The organism is uncultured Acetobacteroides sp. (assembly GCF_963667355.2).
GTDB lineage: Bacteria > Bacteroidota > Bacteroidia > Bacteroidales > ZOR0009 > Acetobacteroides.
This window is the reverse complement of record NZ_OY763328.2, coordinates 4,091,222-4,108,704: the sequence shown is the minus strand read 5'-3', so window position 1 is coordinate 4,108,704 and position 17,483 is coordinate 4,091,222. Positions and strand designations below refer to the sequence as shown.

14 protein-coding genes and 1 tRNA gene are annotated in these 17,483 nt (G+C 52.3%); 5 read left to right on the top strand and 10 right to left on the bottom strand.

Features of this window, described 5'->3' with window-relative positions; translation table 11 throughout:
• Positions 1-138 precede the first annotated feature (138 nt).
• From ACHZA1_RS16925 to ACHZA1_RS16915, 3 genes are all read left to right on the top strand, one after another.
• A complete protein-coding gene (locus tag ACHZA1_RS16925; protein ID WP_320053042.1) occupies positions 139-3,066 on the top strand; it encodes an FAD-linked oxidase C-terminal domain-containing protein in 2,928 nt (975 codons plus the stop codon).
• Positions 3,067-3,104: 38 nt separating this feature from the next.
• Entirely contained in the window at positions 3,105-3,557 is a 453-nt protein-coding gene (locus tag ACHZA1_RS16920) for a hypothetical protein (RefSeq protein WP_320053041.1), read from the top strand.
• Positions 3,558-3,765: 208 nt separating this feature from the next.
• Entirely contained in the window at positions 3,766-4,233 is a 468-nt protein-coding gene (locus ACHZA1_RS16915; protein ID WP_320053040.1) for a MaoC family dehydratase, read from the top strand.
• A 312-nt stretch (positions 4,234-4,545) separates the two neighbouring features.
• Here ACHZA1_RS16915 and ACHZA1_RS16910 read toward each other — a convergent pair whose 3' ends face one another.
• From ACHZA1_RS16910 to ACHZA1_RS16895, 4 genes are all read right to left on the bottom strand, one after another.
• Entirely contained in the window at positions 4,546-6,504 is a 1,959-nt protein-coding gene (locus ACHZA1_RS16910) for a dihydrofolate reductase (protein ID WP_320053039.1), read from the bottom strand.
• A gap of 18 nt (positions 6,505-6,522) precedes the next feature.
• Entirely contained in the window at positions 6,523-7,374 is an 852-nt protein-coding gene (locus ACHZA1_RS16905; RefSeq protein ID WP_320053038.1) for a hypothetical protein, read from the bottom strand.
• Positions 7,375-7,382: 8 nt separating this feature from the next.
• The gene (locus ACHZA1_RS16900; RefSeq protein ID WP_320053037.1) at positions 7,383-8,081 is read right to left on the bottom strand and encodes an RNA methyltransferase; all 699 of its coding nucleotides are present in this window, start codon (positions 8,079-8,081) and stop codon (positions 7,383-7,385) included.
• Between the two features lie 92 nt (positions 8,082-8,173).
• On the bottom strand, positions 8,174-8,446 hold the full coding sequence (locus ACHZA1_RS16895; RefSeq protein WP_320053036.1) for an HU family DNA-binding protein: 273 nt from the start codon (positions 8,444-8,446) through the stop codon (positions 8,174-8,176).
• A 210-nt stretch (positions 8,447-8,656) separates the two neighbouring features.
• Between ACHZA1_RS16895 and ACHZA1_RS16890 the strand changes: the two genes are divergently transcribed.
• Positions 8,657-8,741: transfer RNA gene (locus ACHZA1_RS16890), tRNA-Ser, on the top strand.
• A gap of 220 nt (positions 8,742-8,961) precedes the next feature.
• On the opposite strand, the gene xylE is transcribed toward ACHZA1_RS16890, so the two are convergent.
• The 4 genes from xylE to ACHZA1_RS16870 all read right to left on the bottom strand — a co-directional run bounded on the left by xylE (position 8,962) and on the right by ACHZA1_RS16870 (position 14,258).
• A complete protein-coding gene (gene xylE, locus ACHZA1_RS16885; RefSeq protein WP_320053035.1) occupies positions 8,962-10,635 on the bottom strand; it encodes a D-xylose transporter XylE in 1,674 nt (557 codons plus the stop codon).
• 95 nt (positions 10,636-10,730) lie between these two features.
• Positions 10,731-12,041: a xylose isomerase gene (xylA, locus tag ACHZA1_RS16880; protein ID WP_320053034.1), complete on the bottom strand. Its 1,311-nt coding sequence runs from the start codon at positions 12,039-12,041 to the stop codon at positions 10,731-10,733.
• Positions 12,042-12,049: 8 nt separating this feature from the next.
• Positions 12,050-13,522 carry an FGGY family carbohydrate kinase gene (locus ACHZA1_RS16875; protein ID WP_320053033.1) on the bottom strand — a complete coding sequence of 491 codons (1,473 nt, stop codon included), beginning with the start codon at positions 13,520-13,522 and terminating at the stop codon, positions 12,050-12,052.
• 4 nt (positions 13,523-13,526) lie between these two features.
• Complete coding sequence (locus ACHZA1_RS16870) at positions 13,527-14,258, bottom strand: NUDIX hydrolase (RefSeq protein WP_320053032.1); 732 nt, start codon at positions 14,256-14,258, stop codon at positions 13,527-13,529.
• A gap of 508 nt (positions 14,259-14,766) precedes the next feature.
• On the opposite strand from ACHZA1_RS16870, the gene ACHZA1_RS16865 reads away from it, so the two are divergent.
• Positions 14,767-14,997 (top strand): hypothetical protein, encoded by a 231-nt coding sequence (locus ACHZA1_RS16865; protein ID WP_320053031.1) that lies wholly within the window; start codon positions 14,767-14,769, stop codon positions 14,995-14,997.
• 96 nt (positions 14,998-15,093) lie between these two features.
• Here ACHZA1_RS16865 and ACHZA1_RS16860 read toward each other — a convergent pair whose 3' ends face one another.
• Together ACHZA1_RS16860 and ACHZA1_RS16855 are read right to left on the bottom strand one after the other, a co-directional pair.
• A complete protein-coding gene (locus tag ACHZA1_RS16860) occupies positions 15,094-16,317 on the bottom strand; it encodes an IS256 family transposase (RefSeq protein WP_320052030.1) in 1,224 nt (407 codons plus the stop codon).
• A gap of 83 nt (positions 16,318-16,400) precedes the next feature.
• Positions 16,401-17,285, bottom strand: a complete 885-nt coding sequence (locus ACHZA1_RS16855) for an AraC family transcriptional regulator (protein WP_320053030.1) — start codon at positions 17,283-17,285, stop codon at positions 16,401-16,403.
• Positions 17,286-17,483: the final 198 nt, after the last annotated feature.

Genomic DNA, 17,483 nt, shown 5'->3' with positions numbered 1-17,483 from the left:
TACTTATCAATCCATTAAACAAACAATAGAAAAAAGTTTAGTTGTTATTATACTAACAATAAAGGATTTAGAAAATCGACAAAAACTGACCTATTCCTTGTTCGAATTTTAATACTTTTAGCCGCAAATTTTCTATTAATGAAACCGTTGATAATATCCGAAACCTTAAACGAGCTTGCCAGCTCGTTTACTGGTGAAATTAGCACAGATCCTACCCAACTCTGCATATATTCCACTGATGCATCTGCGTATAGCGAGCGTCCGCTGGCCGTTGTTTGGCCTAAAGATCGCGCCGATCTTGTTGCCGCTGTCCGATTTGCAGCAAAGCATAAGATTCCGCTTATCCCCCGCACGGCGGGCACCTCGTTAGCCGGACAGGTTGTTGGTAGAGGTATTGTTGTTGATATTTCGAAGCACATGACCTCTGTCTTGGAGGTAAACCCGCAGGAGCACTGGGTACGCGTGCAACCCGGGGTAATTCTGGACGAGCTGAACATGGCCATGAAGGAGCATGGGCTCTTCTTTGGGCCAGAAACATCGACGGCCAACCGATGCATGATGGGCGGCATGATTGGCAACAACTCGTGCGGATCGCACTCCATTATATATGGTAGTACACGCGACCACCTGCTGGAGGTTAGGATGGTGCTCTCGGATGGTAGCGAGGCCCACTTTAAGCCGCTCACCCGCGAAGAGTTCGAGCAGAAGCTCGAACTCGAAGGCATAGAGGGCAACATCTACCGTAAGCTAAACGAAATCCTTTCGGATACCAGTAATATAAAGGAGATACAGGAACAGTTCCCCGAGCCATCGCTGAAGCGCCGAAACTCGGGCTACGCGCTGGATCTTTTGGCCAACAGCGAGGTATTTAGCCAGTCGGGCGAGAGGCTGAACATCTGCCAGCTGATTGCAGGCTCGGAGGGTACGCTGGGCATCATCACCGAGGCGAAGCTAAACCTGGTGCCGCTACCACCAAAGGAGAAGGCGGTGGTGTGCATCCATCTAAACAACCTCGAGGAGGCGTTTAGGGCAAACCTTATCGCCCTGAAGCATGAGCCAACGGCCGTGGAGCTGATGGATAGGACCATCCTCGATCTTACCAAGGATAACCTGGAGCAAAGCCGCAACCGATTCTTCGTTGAGGGAGAGCCTGCGGCCATCCTCATCGTGGAGTTTGCCGAATCATCAAAAGAAACTATAGAGAAAAAATACGCCAGCCTTGTTGCGGAGATGCAGCAGGCCGGGTTTGGCTACCACTTCCCCATTGTTTGGGGCGCCGAAACGGCCAAGGTGTGGAGCCTGCGCAAGGCGGGGCTCGGCGTGCTGTCGAACATGAAGGGCGATGCCAAGCCGGTATCGGTTATCGAGGATACGGCGGTGGCCCCCGAGCGCCTTCCAGCCTACATGGCCGACTTTAAGATTATCCTAGATAAATATGGGCTCGACTGCGTGTACCATGCTCATATAGGCAGCGGCGAGCTGCACCTCCGCCCCATTCTCAACCTAAAGGACGAAAAGGATGTGGCCCTGTTTAAGGCCATCGCCACCGATGTGGCCCATCTGGTGAAGAAGCACCGTGGCTCGCTGAGCGGCGAGCACGGCGATGGGCGCCTGCGCGGCGAGTTCATCCCCATAATGGTGGGCGAGCGCTGCTACCAGCTGATGAGGGAGGTGAAGGCCGCCTTCGATCCCGACAATATCTTCAACCCAAATAAGATTGTAGCCACCCCTCCCATGAACTCGCACCTGCGCTACACGCCGGGAGCAAAGGAGCGGAGGTTCGATACCATCTTCAGCTTTGCCGAGTCGGATGGGTTCCTGAGGGCGGCCGAACGCTGCAACGGTTCGGGCGACTGCCGCAAAACGATCCTCACCGGAGGAACGATGTGCCCCAGCTACATGGCCACCAAGGACGAGGATAAGACCACCCGCGCCCGCGCCAACATGCTGCGCGAGGTGCTTACCAGCAGCGACCGCCCCTTCGAGAGCCGCGAGCTGTACGATATCCTCAGCCTGTGCCTGTCGTGCAAGGGGTGCAAATCGGAGTGCCCCTCGAACGTGGACATGGCCAAACTGAAGGCCGAATTCCTGCAGCACTACTACGACAGGAACGGCATTCCGCTGCGCACGCGGCTGATCGCCTACATCACCTATATATATAAGGTAGGAAGCATCGCCCCTAGGGTTGCAAACTTCTTTATGGGGACCAAGGCCATCGCCAAGCCCATCCAGCGCGCGCTTGGCTTTAGCGACAGGCGCACACTGCCGCTGCTGCATAGCACAACGCTAGGGAAATGGTTCAAGGCAAATCGGCAGAAAGCGGTGGAAAGCAAGGGGCGCGTGTACCTCTTCGGCGACGAGTTTACCCGCTACAACGACGTGGAGGTGGGTATCAAGGCCATCATGCTGCTCCAGCAGCTGGGCTACGAGGTGATCATCCCGCACCACGGAGAGAGCGGTAGAACCTACATCTCCAAGGGGCTTATCCGCACCGCCAAGCGCATTGCCAACCGCAACATCGAGCAGCTAAGCCCGCTGGTTACGGACGAAGCACCGCTTATCGGCATCGAGCCATCGGCCATACTCTCGTTTAGGGACGAGTACCCCGACTTGGCCACCCCCGAGAATCTCGGCAAGGCCCACGAGCTGGCCCGCAACACCCTTCTTATTGATGAGTTCCTGATGCGCGAGATGCAGCGGGGCAGCATCAGCAAGGACCAGTTTACGAGGGATGAGGTTAAGGTGATCTTCCACGGCCACTGCCAGCAGAAGTCGATTGCCACCACCACCGCCACCAAGTACGTGCTCGGCTTCCCCGAAGGGCACACGGTTACCGAGATCCGCTCGGGCTGCTGCGGCATGGCCGGCTCGTTTGGCTACGAGAAGGAGCACTACGACCTGTCGATGGCCATCGGCGAGCTGATGCTCTTCCCTACCGTACGCCAGGCCGACAGCCAAACGGTGGTGGCCGCCCCCGGCACCAGCTGCCGCCACCACATTAAGGATGGAACAGGCCGCACGGCGGTTCACCCCGTAGAGGTGCTGTACGATGCGCTGAGGAAGTAGGCGGAAGAATTACGGTAAAGGTCGAACGTTGATGCTTTTTGCTCGAATGTTCGACCTTTTTGGGTGAAGCTTCGCCCTTTTACCCTGAAGCTTCAGCCTCCGACCCCCAAGCTTCGAGCTTTAACCCTGAAGCTTCGGCAAATTTTAGTGAAGCTTCGCACTTCGCCCCCGAAACTTCAGCCTCCGAACCCCAAGCTTCAAGCTTTGACCCTGAAGCTTCGGCAAATTTTAGTGAAGCTTCGCACTTCGACCCCGAAGTTTCAGCCTCCGACCTCGAAGCTTCGCACTTTTACCCTGAAGCTTCGGCTAATTTTAGCGAAGCTTCGCACTTCGACCCCGAAGCTTTAGCCTCCGAACCCCAAGCTTCGAACTTTGACCCTGAAGCTTCAGCCTCCGAACCCCAAGCTTCGAGCTTTAACCCTGAAACTTCGGCAAATTTTAGTGAAGTTTCGCCTTCCGACCCGAATGCATTCCGCTTCTTTGGGGATTGATTCCGCTCCGAGCTGAATTGATCTTGCTTTTTCTCTATCGCCCCATCTTCCTTGGCATACAATCGTACATCATCGAAAAATGTTCGAGTACTTTCCCCCAAGCCATCCCCCTAAAAATGCGGAGTTTGGCTCAAAATGGACCGTATCGAGCTGCAACTCCCGCCAATTTGAAGTATATTGCGGATCATTTCAAAGAAAAAAAACACCAATGGGTAAAGTAGTAATTAAGAGCTTCGATGAGCTCGAAAAGCTAGTGGGCCACGACCTCGGCATATCGGAGTGGCACGAGTTTACGCAGGAGCAGATCAACCTGTTTGCCGATGCCACCATCGACCACCAGTGGATCCATGTGGATCCCGAGAAGGCTAAAACCGAATCGCCCTTCGGCAACACCATCGCGCACGGCTACCTCACGCTGTCGATTCTCCCCCACCTTTGGGATCAAATTGTTGACGTACAAAACCTGAAGATGCAGGTCAACTACGGCATCGAGAAGCTGAAGTTCAACCAGCCCGTGCTGGTTAACAGCCGCGTGCGCCTATGCGCAAAGGTGATCAGCGCCGTTAACCTTCGCGGGGTAACCAAGGCCACCATTGGCGTAAAGCTCGAGATAGAGGGCAACAAGAAGTCGGCCTACGATGCCGAGGTAATCTTCCTCTACCACTTCAACGGCTAGTCGTTCCACACAACGATACGAAAAAGGCAGCCCCCGAATGCTCGGGGGCTGCCTTTTTTAATATCGCTAGTTCGATCTAAGATCTTGATATTATTGGTTAAGGATGCACAGAGGGTATTTCTCCCGCCTTAGCGGGAGGTCAGCGAAGCTGGGGGTGGTTGTTGGAAAAACATATAACAAATCTCTCCTATTTGGCATTAACCACCCCGCCCTACGGGCACCCCTCCCTAATAAAGGAGGGGAATCGCGCTAATTTTCACCTAATGCTAGCGATAAAAGTTAGATTATTACAGATTCTAGCAATATGGTTTGCTACCCGTCAATCCCCAAGAACGAGTGCTCCTTCGAGTAGCGCAGCATCTGCTGGGTGTACCCCTCGGAGTAGTCGATTGCCACGTCTACTATCTCGCCATTCTTAGTAGTAGGCCTGTAAACTGGGTTGATGAAGCCGCTGTATGGGGCCAGCCCCAGCTTCTTATAGCGCTCAAGGATCTCCTTATGCAGCTCTTGGTCGAGCTTCACGCCGTAGCCCTCCACCAGCTGCTTGGCCGCCTGGTAGTCACCGGTCGATTTGATGCGTTGAATCTCGCGCAGCAGCTCGCCAAAGAGCCTACGTAGGCTATCGTAGCTGTTTACCACCACGTAGGTCTTGCCATCGCGCACCACATACGCTATCACCTTTTCCGATGATCCCTTTTCGAAGCACCATTCGGCAATCAGCTTACGGTTGCGCATGTGGGCCTCCTCCACGTTCTTGCCCAGTTCGATGCGAACCATCTGGGTGAGCAGCCCGTTGCGGATGTAGTCGTTGTAGAGCGCCTTGGCCACATCGAGCGAAGGAATCAGCCCCAGCTCCACCATCTTGGGGTCCATCATGTAGTAGAGCGCAAACAGATCGGCGCGTGCCTCCTCGATGGTCGAGCCGTAACTCTTCAGCTCGTCGCCCATCACCCCTTCGGCTAGCTGGCCGCTGCCGTGGCCCAGGCACTCGTGCATATCGGTATGCAGCGAGTCGGCTAGGAACCCATGCTGGTATTCGAGCTCAACCTCCTCCTTCGAGTAGGCAAACTCCTCGATGAAGCCCGTTCCGTGCGACGCCTGATCGTAGGCGTAGGAAATGTTGTCGATGGTAACCGATTTCGATCCGTGAACCTTACGAATCCAGTCGGCATTGGGCAGGTTGATGCCGATAGGCGTAGCGGGGTAGCAGTCGCCCGCCAGGAAAGCCGCGTTTATCACCTTTGCGCTAACGCCCTTCACCTCCCGCTTCTTAAACCTCGGATCAACGGGCGAGTGATCCTCGAACCACTGGGCGTTATTGCTAATCACCACGGTGCGCTGCGTAGCGGCATCGTTGCGGAAGTTCACGTGCGACTCCCACGTAGCCTTGTAGCCCAACGGATCGTTGTAGGTCTCAATAAACCCGTTTATAAAGTCCACCTGCGAGGCCAAATCCTTCACCCAGGTGATGCTATACTCGTCGAAGTACTCCAGTTTGCCCGTAGCGTAGAAGGATATCAGGAACTCTATTGACTTGCGCTGCTCGTCGTTTTCGGCCACATCCATCGCCTTGCGCAGCCAGTGCACAATTTGGGTGATGGCCTTGCCGTACTTGCCGTCCTGCTTCCACACTACCTCGCGGAGCGTATCGCCCTCCTTCACCAGGTTGGTGTTAAGCCCGTGGGATAGCGGCGTCTGGTTCTCCGGATCGAGCAGCTGGCCGTAGAACTCCTCGGCCTCCTTCTGGGTAACCCCCTGGTAGAAGGTGCTACTGGAGCTGGCCACCATGTCCACCTCGGGATTGGAGCAAACCCTATGCTTATCCAAATCGGGGTTAAAGATGGGCTCTTCTACCCTACTGCGAATCTCTTCAACCGAGGTAAAGTGAGGCTTAAAGCACGCTAGTGGCGTATTTTCTAAAAGATGGATGAAGTAGCTGCGCGATATTTCGGGAACAAACTTCTCGTTGCCGTAGTGGTGGTGAATGCCATTCGAGAACCACACCCGCTTAAGGTAAACCTCGAGCTGCTTAAACTCCCCCGACGTTCTATCGCCCGAGTAGCCCTCGTAGATAGCCTCAAGGACAAACCTAACGGCAAGGTTGTGGCGGTAGTTCTGGTCGAAAAGAATATCGCGCCCAGCCGCAGCCGCCATCGTTAGGTAGTATATCAGCTTTTTCTGCTTTATCGAAAGAGATTCAAAATCGGGTACCTGATACCTCAAAATTCGTAGGTCGCCAAACTGGTCGACCTTCCATTCAAAATCACTCATAGTATAGATTTTGGGAAATTAGTACGTTTTGATTTTCTTAAAATCCTTCTTACGCTTCCTGTCGGGCATCCTTACATCGAGGTTTTGCTTCAACGTCCAGATGCCGTCTCCCAAGATAAAGCCATCCTGCGACCCATCTGGTCCATAAAACTGGAGATCGTTGGCTGCGTTTGGCTCCGATGGGGCCAGATGATCAAATACAATTGCCTTTTGCTCGGGCATGTAGCGCAGGGTCATCAGGTAGCGGGCGGAATGCTCAAAAATAACCCTCGAGGCATTTCGTTTACCATCGAAGAATATGGGAGCACCAAACACAACTCCGCCATCGGTAATCTCCATCACCTCAATTACCTTACGCGATGTAAACAAATCATTAAACGACGTGCCAAGTAGCGTATAGTAATTCTTTCCATTCGATTTGGTTGGGATGATCTGGTAGTATAGCGCCCCATACCACTTCTCGGGGGTAAGAATTTCATCATTTGGCTTCACAACCTCTTCCCTTTTATCCACCAATCTTGTAACCTTAAACCCAGCTCCATTGGGCTGCTGCAAAAAGCCAAAGTGCATGAAAGTACCATCCTTATACCGTAGGTTAAAGAGGTAAAAGGTAAACGCATTATCAGGCGATTCGATCATCCCTAGATGCTTAATGCGCTTAAAATCGAAGTTCTTTGCGCTATTATCCTTAAGGAAGCTGGTGAAATCGGGAATTATCCGCTCAGCAATCGAATCTTTTACACGATCGTTCTGCTCCGCAAACAGCGCATTAAACCTCGTTACGATAGTTGTATCCTGCGCCTTTGCCTGAAATGTGGTTGCCAGTAGTACAAGCGCAACCAGCTCGACAGCTTTTCTAACCATCTTCATCTCAACACCTATTTTAAACAAGAATTCTCCTCAAGAAACCTCTTAATAATTAGTTCAGGGCGCTTAACCGCCTTGTTGAGCCAGCTATATAGGAGTTCGTCATGCTCCTCATCGTTCAACTTCCAATCTATATTCTGCTCGCTTAGCTTACCTCGTAGGGTATGTATTGTCATCGCAGCCGCCACCGAAATGTTGAAGCTTTCGGTAAATCCGTACATGGGAATATACAAGAATTCATCAGCCTGATCGAGCAACGTTTGAGATACCCCGTTATGCTCGTTTCCAAAAAATACGGCAGCCTTCCCTTTCGTAAGATCAAAGTCTTCGAGCGCAACACCATCCACATGAGGCGAAGTTGCAACAATCCTGTACCCCTTCGATTTTAAGTTGCCAATGGCATCGCTGGTAGGACATGCAGAGCTATCGTAACGATGAATCGTAAGCCACTTGTCCGATCCCCTAACCACATCAGGGTTTATGCTAAAGCTATGTGCATTCTCTACAATATGCACATCCTGCAAGCCAAAAGCCTCAGCGCTTCTCAGCACCGCCGATGCATTTTGCGACTGATATATATCTTCAAGACAAACGGTGATATACCGAGTTCTATTCGAAAGAACCCTTTTAATAATGCCAATGCGCTCATCGCCAAGGAACGATCCTAAATGCTCCGATATGCTGTTCCGAATTTCTGGGGTGAATTCCATCTTTAGAATATTAACATTCCAAAGATAGCAATTTAAAAAGCGCAATAAAAAAGGGTGCGGAAGCACCCTTTCAAAATCTGAATCGCTGAAAACTATTGAACCGTATCAGTTAAACCTTTTCCAGCTTTAAATCTTACCACTTTTTTAGCAGCAATTTTAATTTCCTTACCACTTCTTGGATTTCTACCTGTTCTTGCTTTCCTCTCAGAAATTCCAAAAGAACCAAATCCAATTAAAACAACGCTATCACCACTCTTAAGAGCATCTGAAGTAACCTTAACAAAAGCATCAAGAGCTTTTTTAGCATCAGTTTTTGTCAATTTGGCTTCATCAGCCAATGCATCAATCAACTGAGTTTTGTTCATAACTTAATCTTTTAGCGGTTAAAAAAATATTTGACTAAAGATTCTTTGATCACGTAAAAGGAAACTAATGCGCCTTTTGTGTTAACAATATCTTTCATTTGCTAATTTATGGAAATTATTTTCAACACGTGCAAATTGCTAGAAAAAAAAATAAAACAAACAAGTTTTTTTCTTCTTGCAGACTCCAATTTTGGAACTACTTTTGTCCTCGGAGAGGTGGCAGAGTGGTCGATTGCGGCGGTCTTGAAAACCGTTGAGGGTCAAACCTCCGGGGGTTCGAATCCCTCCCTCTCCGCAGACCACAACATCAAAGCACAACAAAACCCTGTAAATCGAATGGTTTACAGGGCTTTGTATTTTTACCCATTTTATTATTTCACACCTATTTCTAAGTATAGAGATACCTATTCGGTGAACTCCTCCTTTTCAGCCCCAAACAGATAACTTCGAAAATGATAAAGAGGCTGCCCTTTTACCGACAGCCTCTCCTCACACAATCAATTAATACATTCTTTTTACTTCACCTTCTTGGTAACTACGGCTTCCATTTCCTCTAGGGTTTTCCCCTTCGTTTCGGGAACCATCTTTAGGATGAATACCGCCGATAGCACGCTTATAATGCCGTAAATCCAGTAGGCAAAACCGTTGTGGAACTTCTCGGTAAGCCAAACGTTGTCGTTAAGCATGGGGAAGGTAAGCGAAACAATCCAGTTGGCAATCCACTGTGCTGCTACCGCAATCGACAGAGCCCCACGGATGGAGTTGGGGAATATTTCGGCCAGCAGCACCCAGCAAACGGGGCCCCAGCTCATGGCAAAGGCAGCGGTGTAGGTAAGCATAAACACCAACGCCAGCAACCCTACATGCCCCGAATAGAAGGTAAAGCCGAGGGCAATCATGCTGATGGCCATGCCAATCGAGCCAATAATCATCAGCGGCTTTCGGCCAAACTTGTCAACCGTAAGTATTGCCACCACCGTAAAGGCAAGGTTTACCACGCCAACGATAATGGTTTGCAGCAGCGACGAGTCGGTGCTGGCTCCCATGTTGCGGAAGATATTCCCGGCGTAGTAAAGCACCACGTTAATGCCCACGCCCTGCTGGAACACCGATAGGAGGATGCCGATGAGGATAACCCCAAAGCCATACGACAGCCAGGGCGCATTCTTCTCGTGCAACGTTCCTTTAATGTCGTTTAGAATGGCAGCAGCATTGCTCTTCCCCGAAATCTTGTTGAGCACCTTAAGGGCCTTCTCGTCCTTGCCCTTCATGGCAAGGTATCGGGGTGTTTCAGGTACAAATAGGAGAAGGATGATGAATATTCCGGCAGGAACTGCGCCCGAAAGGAACATCAAGCGCCATCCGTCGGTAATCAGCCACTGCTCATCGCCCTGCTTGGCAATAAAGTAGTTGACGAAGTAGATTACCAGCATCCCAAAGATGATGGCAAATTGGTTAAACGAAACGAGTTTGCCGCGCACGTTGGCAGGGGCAATTTCGGCAATGTACATGGGCGATATCATCGATGCGATACCTACTCCAATCCCCCCAATGATGCGGTAGATGGCAAACGAGTAAACGTCGAGCGTTCCAAAGACGTTGAACGTTTCGGGTTTCCAGGCACCAACGGCCGAGATAAAAAAGGCAACACCCGAAATAAACAGGCCGTTCTTACGCCCAAACGACTTGGAGATGAATCCGGCAGCAGCGCCGCCAATCACGCAGCCAATGAGTGCACTGGCAATCACAAATCCTTTTACGGCATCGGCCGTATTCTTCATCTCTACGATATCAGTAGCAGCGGGTAGCGCCTTGCCTAAAAAGCTGATGGCCCAAACCGTTAGTCCGGCCAAAATAACGCCACTTGCAATGCCCCCTTTTTTGAAGCCCAGCAGGCGGACGATCTGCGCGCAGATCACAATAAATACGAGGTAAAGCACCAGGGTCATCATCAGCTTGTACTGGCCAAATACAGCAGCGATGTTGGAGTTGAAAATGTAGTCAGATCCGTTGGTCTTGTAGATGAAGAATTCGACAAGCGATTTTTCGGCGCCATTAACAACCGCGGTGTCGTACCCAAAAAGCAGGCCCCCTAAGGTGGCCACGATGGTAAGCAGAACGATGTACAGCTTGCTCCCCTGCTGGAACGAGCTGGAGGATTGGTTTCCTCCGGTGTCTATAAATGCCATGATGTAGGTGTTAAGTGTTTGTCTAAAATAGGTTGGAGTACGGTGTGTAAAAGTCCGTAAGCGCACACGGTGCCTACGGACTTTTATGTTGGATATTAGATGTACAGGTTAATCAGCTGCTCGTATAGCTCCTGCTTGCCACTTGTAAGGGCAGGCTCGCCTGTTGCCTTGGCGTATGCGCGAAGATCTTCGAGCGAAAGCTTGCCGGCGTCAAACTCGGCACCCTTACCGGAGTCGAACGAGGCGTAGCGCTTCTTTCTCATCTCAAGTAGATCCGAGTTCTTAAGGATGTCGTCGGCAACCACAAGAGCGCGGGCGAATACGTCCATACCAGCGATGTGGGCGATGATGATATCGTCAAGGTCGGTAGAGTTTCTGCGGGTCTTAGCATCGAAGTTGATACCGCCGGTGGTGAAGCCACCTGCCTGCTGAATGACAAGCATGGCTTGGGTAACCTCGTAGATGTCGATGGGGAACTGGTCGGTGTCCCAGCCGTTTTGGTAGTCGCCACGGTTAGCGTCGATGCTACCAAACATGCCCGCGTTGGCGGCCATTTGCAGCTCGTGCTCGAAGGTGTGGCCTGCCAGCGTTGCGTGGTTTACCTCTATGTTCATCTTGAAGTCCTTGTCGAGGTTGTACTGACGGAGGAATCCGATAACCGTTTCGGTGTCGAAGTCGTACTGGTGCTTGGTTGGCTCCATGGGCTTAGGCTCGATGAGGAAAGATCCCTTGAAGCCATTCTTACGGCCGTAGTCGCGAGCCATGGTTAGGAATTGGCCAAGATGCTCTTTCTCGCGCTTGGTATCGCTGTTTAGCAGCGTCATGTAGCCCTCGCGGCCACCCCAGAATACGTAGTTCTCGCCTCCTAGCGCTATGGTAGCATCAATGGCATTCTTTACCTGAGTTGCGGCATGCGCTAGTACGCTAAAGTCGGGGTTGGTAGAAGCACCGTTCATGTACCTTGGGTTGCTAAACACGTTGGCGGTACCCCACAGCAACTTCACGCCGGTCTCCTTTTGTAGCTTGGCGGCATACTCTACCATTTTGCCAAGGCGCTCTTCTATCTCGAATACCGAGCCGTCTCCGGCAACATCGGTATCGTGGAAGCACCAGAAAGGAATGCCCAGCTTGGTGGCAATCTCGAAGGCTGCATCCATTCTGTCGTGGTTGCGCTGCATAAGATCTGATGCTTGCTCCCAAGGGAAGGCTTTGGTGCCTGGGCCAAAGGGATCGCCGCCGGTGCCGGTAAGCGTATGCCAGTAGGCCATGGCAAAGCGAAGCTGCTCCTTCATGGTCTTTCCGTTTACCATGCGATTCTCGTCGTACCATTTGTAGGCAAATGGATTCTTAGACTCACGTCCTTCGAACTTGATCTTTTCTATAGATCCGAAAAATTCTTTGCTCATCTTGTTCTTTATTTTAGTAGCTGACTTAAACAACGATTCCAGTTTTCGTAGGCTTCCTGAAGCATGGGGTTGCTTTGGGGTTCGACAACCTTTTCCACCTTAAGGGTTGCAAAGGCTTCCGAGGGGGTGCTGTAGTATCCGGCACCAAGGGCTGCACCGCGTGCGGCGCCAATTGCGCCGTTGGTGTTGTAGAGCTCTATTGTTGCACCCGTTATATCGGCAACGGTTTGGGTAAACAGGTCGCTCTGAAAGAGGTTGGCGATGCCTGCACGGATAATCGTGGGGGTAACGCCTACGGTTTTCATCACCTCCACACCGTACTGCATGGAGAATGCGATGCCTTCCTGGGCGGCCCTTAGCATGTGCGCCGTGCTGTGCAGGTTGAAGTTGATATTCTGCATGTGCGCCCCCAGCTCCAGGTTGCCCAGCACGCGCTCGGCGCCATTGCCAAACGGAAGTATGGTAAGCCCATCGCTGCCGGTTGGCGCTTGCGATGCCAGCTCGTTCATCTGCACGTAGGAGAGATTTTTGGTGGCATTCCGGCGCATCCAGGAGTTTAGGATTCCGGTGCCGTTGATGCACAGCAGCACGCCCAAGCGCGGATCGCTGCTGGTGTGGTTGACGTGCATAAAGGTGTTCACCCTCGATTGTGGGTCGTAGGCAATGCGGCTGCTTACGCCGTACACAACGCCCGATGTTCCTGCGGTTGCCGCAATTTCGCCAGGGTTGAGCACGTTTAGCGAGAAGGCGTTGTTGGGCTGATCGCCGGAGCGGTAGGTGATCGGCGTTCCTTCCTTTATGCCCAGGAGCGTCGCGGCATCGCGGCTCAGCGCCGACTGGTGCCCAAAGCAGGGAACCTGACGGGCCAGCAGCTCTTTGCTTAAGCCGTACTGGTCGAGGACGGTTTCCGATACCTTTTCCTCCTTGAAATCCCAGAATATCCCTTCGGATAAGCCTTGGGCGGTTGAGGTTGCCTCTCCCGAGAGCTTGTAGGCGATGTAGTCGCCGGGGAGCATGATCTTACTGATTCGGCCAAACAGTTCAGGCTCGTTCTCCTTAATCCAGGCCAGCTTCGAGGCGGTAAAGTTTCCAGGCGAGTTCAGGTGGTGCTCTAGGCACTTCTCGGCTCCGATGCTCTCCATCGCCCGGTTGCCTAATGATACGGCTCGGCTGTCGCACCAGATGATGGACGGGCGAACAACGGCTCCATTGCCATCGATTGTAACCAGCCCGTGCATTTGGTAGGTAATGCCGATGGCCTTGATCTCGGACAGGGTAACGGTAGCCGATAGCTGCTTAGCGGCATCCACGAAGTAGCTCCACCACATGTCTGGAGCTTGCTCTGCCCAGCCTTTTTGCGGCGAGCTGATGGCCATCTCTTCCGAGGGCATTTGCGTTGAGGCCAGGCAGCGGCCTGTTGATGCATCAAAAACGGCAACTTTTACGGAGGAGCTGCCAATGTCGATCCCAAGTGTTTTCATAGGGTTAAAATATTTTCAGCTTCTTCAGCTTCTTTTGTTCCTGACGGTACGAGTGGGCATCAAACTGGTAAAGAAGGGCCGGCTTATGGTTCACCTTGGCCTCCTTCTCGTCGAGCTGTATCAGAAATGGGTACTTCAGGATTTTCTTTCTGAAGTTTCGGTTGTCGATGTCGACGCCCAGTATGGCTTCGTAGAGGTTTTGCAGCTGCTTGATGGTAAATTTTTTGGGGAGCAGCTCGAAGGCGATAGGCGTGGACTGCATCCGGCTTTTTAGCCGGTCGAGCCCCTTTAGGATTATCTCCTTATGGTCGAACGATACGTGCTTCAGCTCCTGAACGTCGCACCACGAGGCTTTCCCCTGCATGGTTGCCTTTAGCACGCTCAGGTTGATTTTTACCAGCGAGAAGTACGAAACCGTAACGATGCGGGTGGCCGTAATGCCGTACGTAAACTCGATCCATTTCTTATCGTCCTCGTTGCTGATCCGGTTGGGATCCGAGAATACGTGTAGCTGCTCGAGGTAGATGTTGTTTAGGCCCGTAAGGTTCTGTAGCGTATGGTGGGCGCTGGTGTCGAGATCTTCGTTCTCGGCGATCATGCTCCCCGGCAGCTTGTACTCTTTGGTGGCGCTGCTATTCAGCTTTTGCCGTTCTACAAGGAGCACTTTCAGCCGGGTTCCATCGAAGCCGAACACTACGATATCTACTGATATTGACGGGTTAATTGCTGTACGCATCCGATTTACGTTTTGCCAAATATAGATGTTGGAAACCATCTTTGCGCAATAATTGTACTTAGTACGGTAAGCTTTAGCGTTTATTTGCGACATGGCAAACACAATTACTTTTAATTGCTTTTAATATCAGCGAAATGATATGGGGCGTTGGTGACCGCCGAGGGGGTATGGGCGTATGAGGGTAACGTTAAACTTACGCTAACCCCGACGAACGGGGTGCCGCCCTCCGAAAGGGTACGCGGCTTTACGGATTGTTTTGCCGCCGATGCGGGGCAATAGATCGGCAGCATTTCCTGAAGCGGGGGTTGGAAAATCATTTTCTCAGCTAAGCCGAGGCTACCAGTAATACGTACGCTCGACGGTCGGTAGGCTGCGAGCAGCCAAAACCTAAAAGACCTATGCAATGGTAATATGGGAGGAATACTCTCCGTTAATATACCCTACTACTACCCTGCTTTTTGCAGCCTCAACCCTGCAATTTTGAAGGTTCACCCTGCTTTTTGCAGCCTTGACCTTGCAATTTGCAGCCTCTACCCTGCTTTTTGCAGCCTGCACCCTGCTTTTTGCAGCCTTCACCCTGCAATTTGCAGCCTCTACCCTGCTTTTTGCAGCCTGCACCCTGCAATTTGCAGCCTACACCCTGCTTTTTGCAGCCTACACCCTGCAATTTGCAGGGGATTATTCACGGAACTGTGTCTACCCTATTTTTTCGGAAGCAGGAATTACGCCTGCCTTTTAGGTTAGGGCTGCTAGCGGGGCAAGGGTGGCGGAGGAACGGAGCCACTTGTATACCCTTGCCCCGCTAGGAGGCCTGGCCTTCCTTCGCGGGTGTTCTTCATGCTCCAAACTTGGCCATCCGCTCGGCAAATTTAATGCAAAGCTGCCCGTAGATGAGCTTCCACCCCGCAACTTCCCGCTTTGGGCTCGAGTTGATATCCCGAATAACGAGGTATATCAGCTTCTTGATGGCCATGTCGGAGGAGAAGCACCCCTTGGTCTTGGTCACCTTCCGCATGCGCCGGTGGATGCCCTCGATGGGGTTGGTGGTGTACATGAGCCGGCGGATCTCCCTGCCGAAGTCGAAGAAGGAGCTCAGCTTGTACCAGTTTTCCCGCCAGCTCTTGACGGCGGTGGGGTACTTCGTCCCCCAGCGCTCGGCGAAGCGCTCGAGCTCCGCCTCGCCCGCCTCCAGCGTGGGGCTGCCGTAGATGGCCCGCATGTCGGCGGTGATGGCCTTGTAGTCTTTTTTAACCACGTACTTGAGCGTGCTGCGCACCTGGTGGACGATGCAGCTCTGGATGACCGTCTCGGGAAAGGTGCTGCTGATGGCCTCGCTGAAGCCCTTGAGGTTATCCGTGCAGGCGATCAGGATGTCCTCCACGCCCCGAAGGCGCAGATCCTGCAGCACCTCCAGCCAGAAGCGGGCCGACTCGCTCCCGGCAATGTAGATGCCCAGCAGCTCCCGAAAGCCCTCCTGGCTGACCGCGTAGACGTTGTAGAGCGCCTTGCCCTGCACTGCACCGCCCTCGCGGCACTTGAAGTGGATGGCGTCGAACCAGACTATCGCGTAGAGCGGGCTCAGCGGGCGCTGCTGCCACTCCTGCAGCTCGGGGATGAGCCGATCGGTGAGCTCGCTCATCTGGGCGGGCGAGAGCGAAAGCCCGTAAACCTCCATCAGCAGCTTCCGAATGTCGGCGTAGCTCATCCCCTTGGCGTAGAGCGAGAGCACCTTCTCGCAGAGCTCGTCGTCCAGCAGCACCTGCCGCTTGGCCACGATCTCTGGGGTAAAGGATCCGTTACGGTCTCTGGGGGGGCTGAGCTCAAACTCGCCGTTCGAGCTCTTAACCGTTTTGGTGGTAGCGCCGTTGCGCTTGTTGCCCTCCGAATCCTTCAGGTGCTGCTCCAGCTCCAGCGCTAGGGCCTTCTCCAAAAAGTGCTTGAGCAGCGGGGCGAACACCCCATTCTCGCCGCTTAGGCTCTTGCGCTCGTAAAGGCCTTTGATGGCCTCCTTCTCAAATTCCTCGTAGCTGAAGCTCGCTACTTTTTCTTCCTCTTTCATTGTCTGCAAAGTTATCGTTATCATTTTGCAGACACAGTTGCATGAACAGTCTCATTTGCAGCCTCTAACACCCACAACATGGGCTACCCCTTATCCTTCTTCCGGTACTCGCTTGGCGACATGCCCATCTTCTTCTGGAAAATTCGGGAGAAGTAGAGCGGATCCTCGATGCCAACCTTGGGGCTGATCTGGGTAATCTTCATCTTGGTATGGTCGAGGTACTGGCAGGCCTTCTGGACCTTAAGCAGGATAAGGTAGTCGATGGGCGAATAGCCCGTTCGGGCCTTAAAGATGGCAGTTAGCTGGGTGCTCGAGTACTTGGCAAATGCGGTCAGGTCATTTAGCGTAAGCTTTTTCTCGATGTTCTCGTTCATAAAGTGGATGCACTGGCTAACCGTATCGGCAGCGGGGCTGGCGCCGTCGTTGCGGTTGGCGTACTGATCTTTGAACAGGATGCTCCCCAAGAAGTACTGGAGGCAAATGCTGGCGTAGCACAGATTATCGACGCCGTAGCCCATTTCGAGCGTGCTGTAGATGCTTTCGAAGAGGCCGATTCTTTCCTCGTTGCGCGACGTGCTGCTGGGCTCCAGGTTTACGGGTACACCCAGCCGTTGAGCGTAGAGCTGCGCCTGCTCCCCCTTAAAGTGCAGCCAGTAGATGCTCCACGGGGTCGATGTGTCGGAGCCGTACTGGTGCGGCGTGCCTGCCGGAAGAACAACCAGCTGATTCTCGTTTAGCCTACTTCGCCGTCCGTCCACCTCCACCCAGCCACACCCGCTGATGCAGTATAATAGTATATGTTGCTCTATCCCCTCGTCCCTCTTCCTGAAGTGAAATTTTGCGTTGGGGTAGTAACCGATATCGGTAACATGCACGTTAGCCGTGATGGGATCTTGCTCCAGCGCTTGGATAATCGACTTTGGTAAAACAATGGTTCTTTGCCCGCTAAAACCTTCCTTTTTCTTCATATTGATGTTACTATTTGGGGCGATGCCGCCATGTAAGGGCTGCAATCGCCTCCGGTAAAAACAGGTGCAAGTACGGATGAGCAAATATAGGTTGATCTGCGTAATATAATCCATGTACATTGTGCAATCTACCATTCTTTTTAGGCTAGTACGACCATAGATTTGCATCTATTGAATGTAGCATGTTGGGCAAAATAG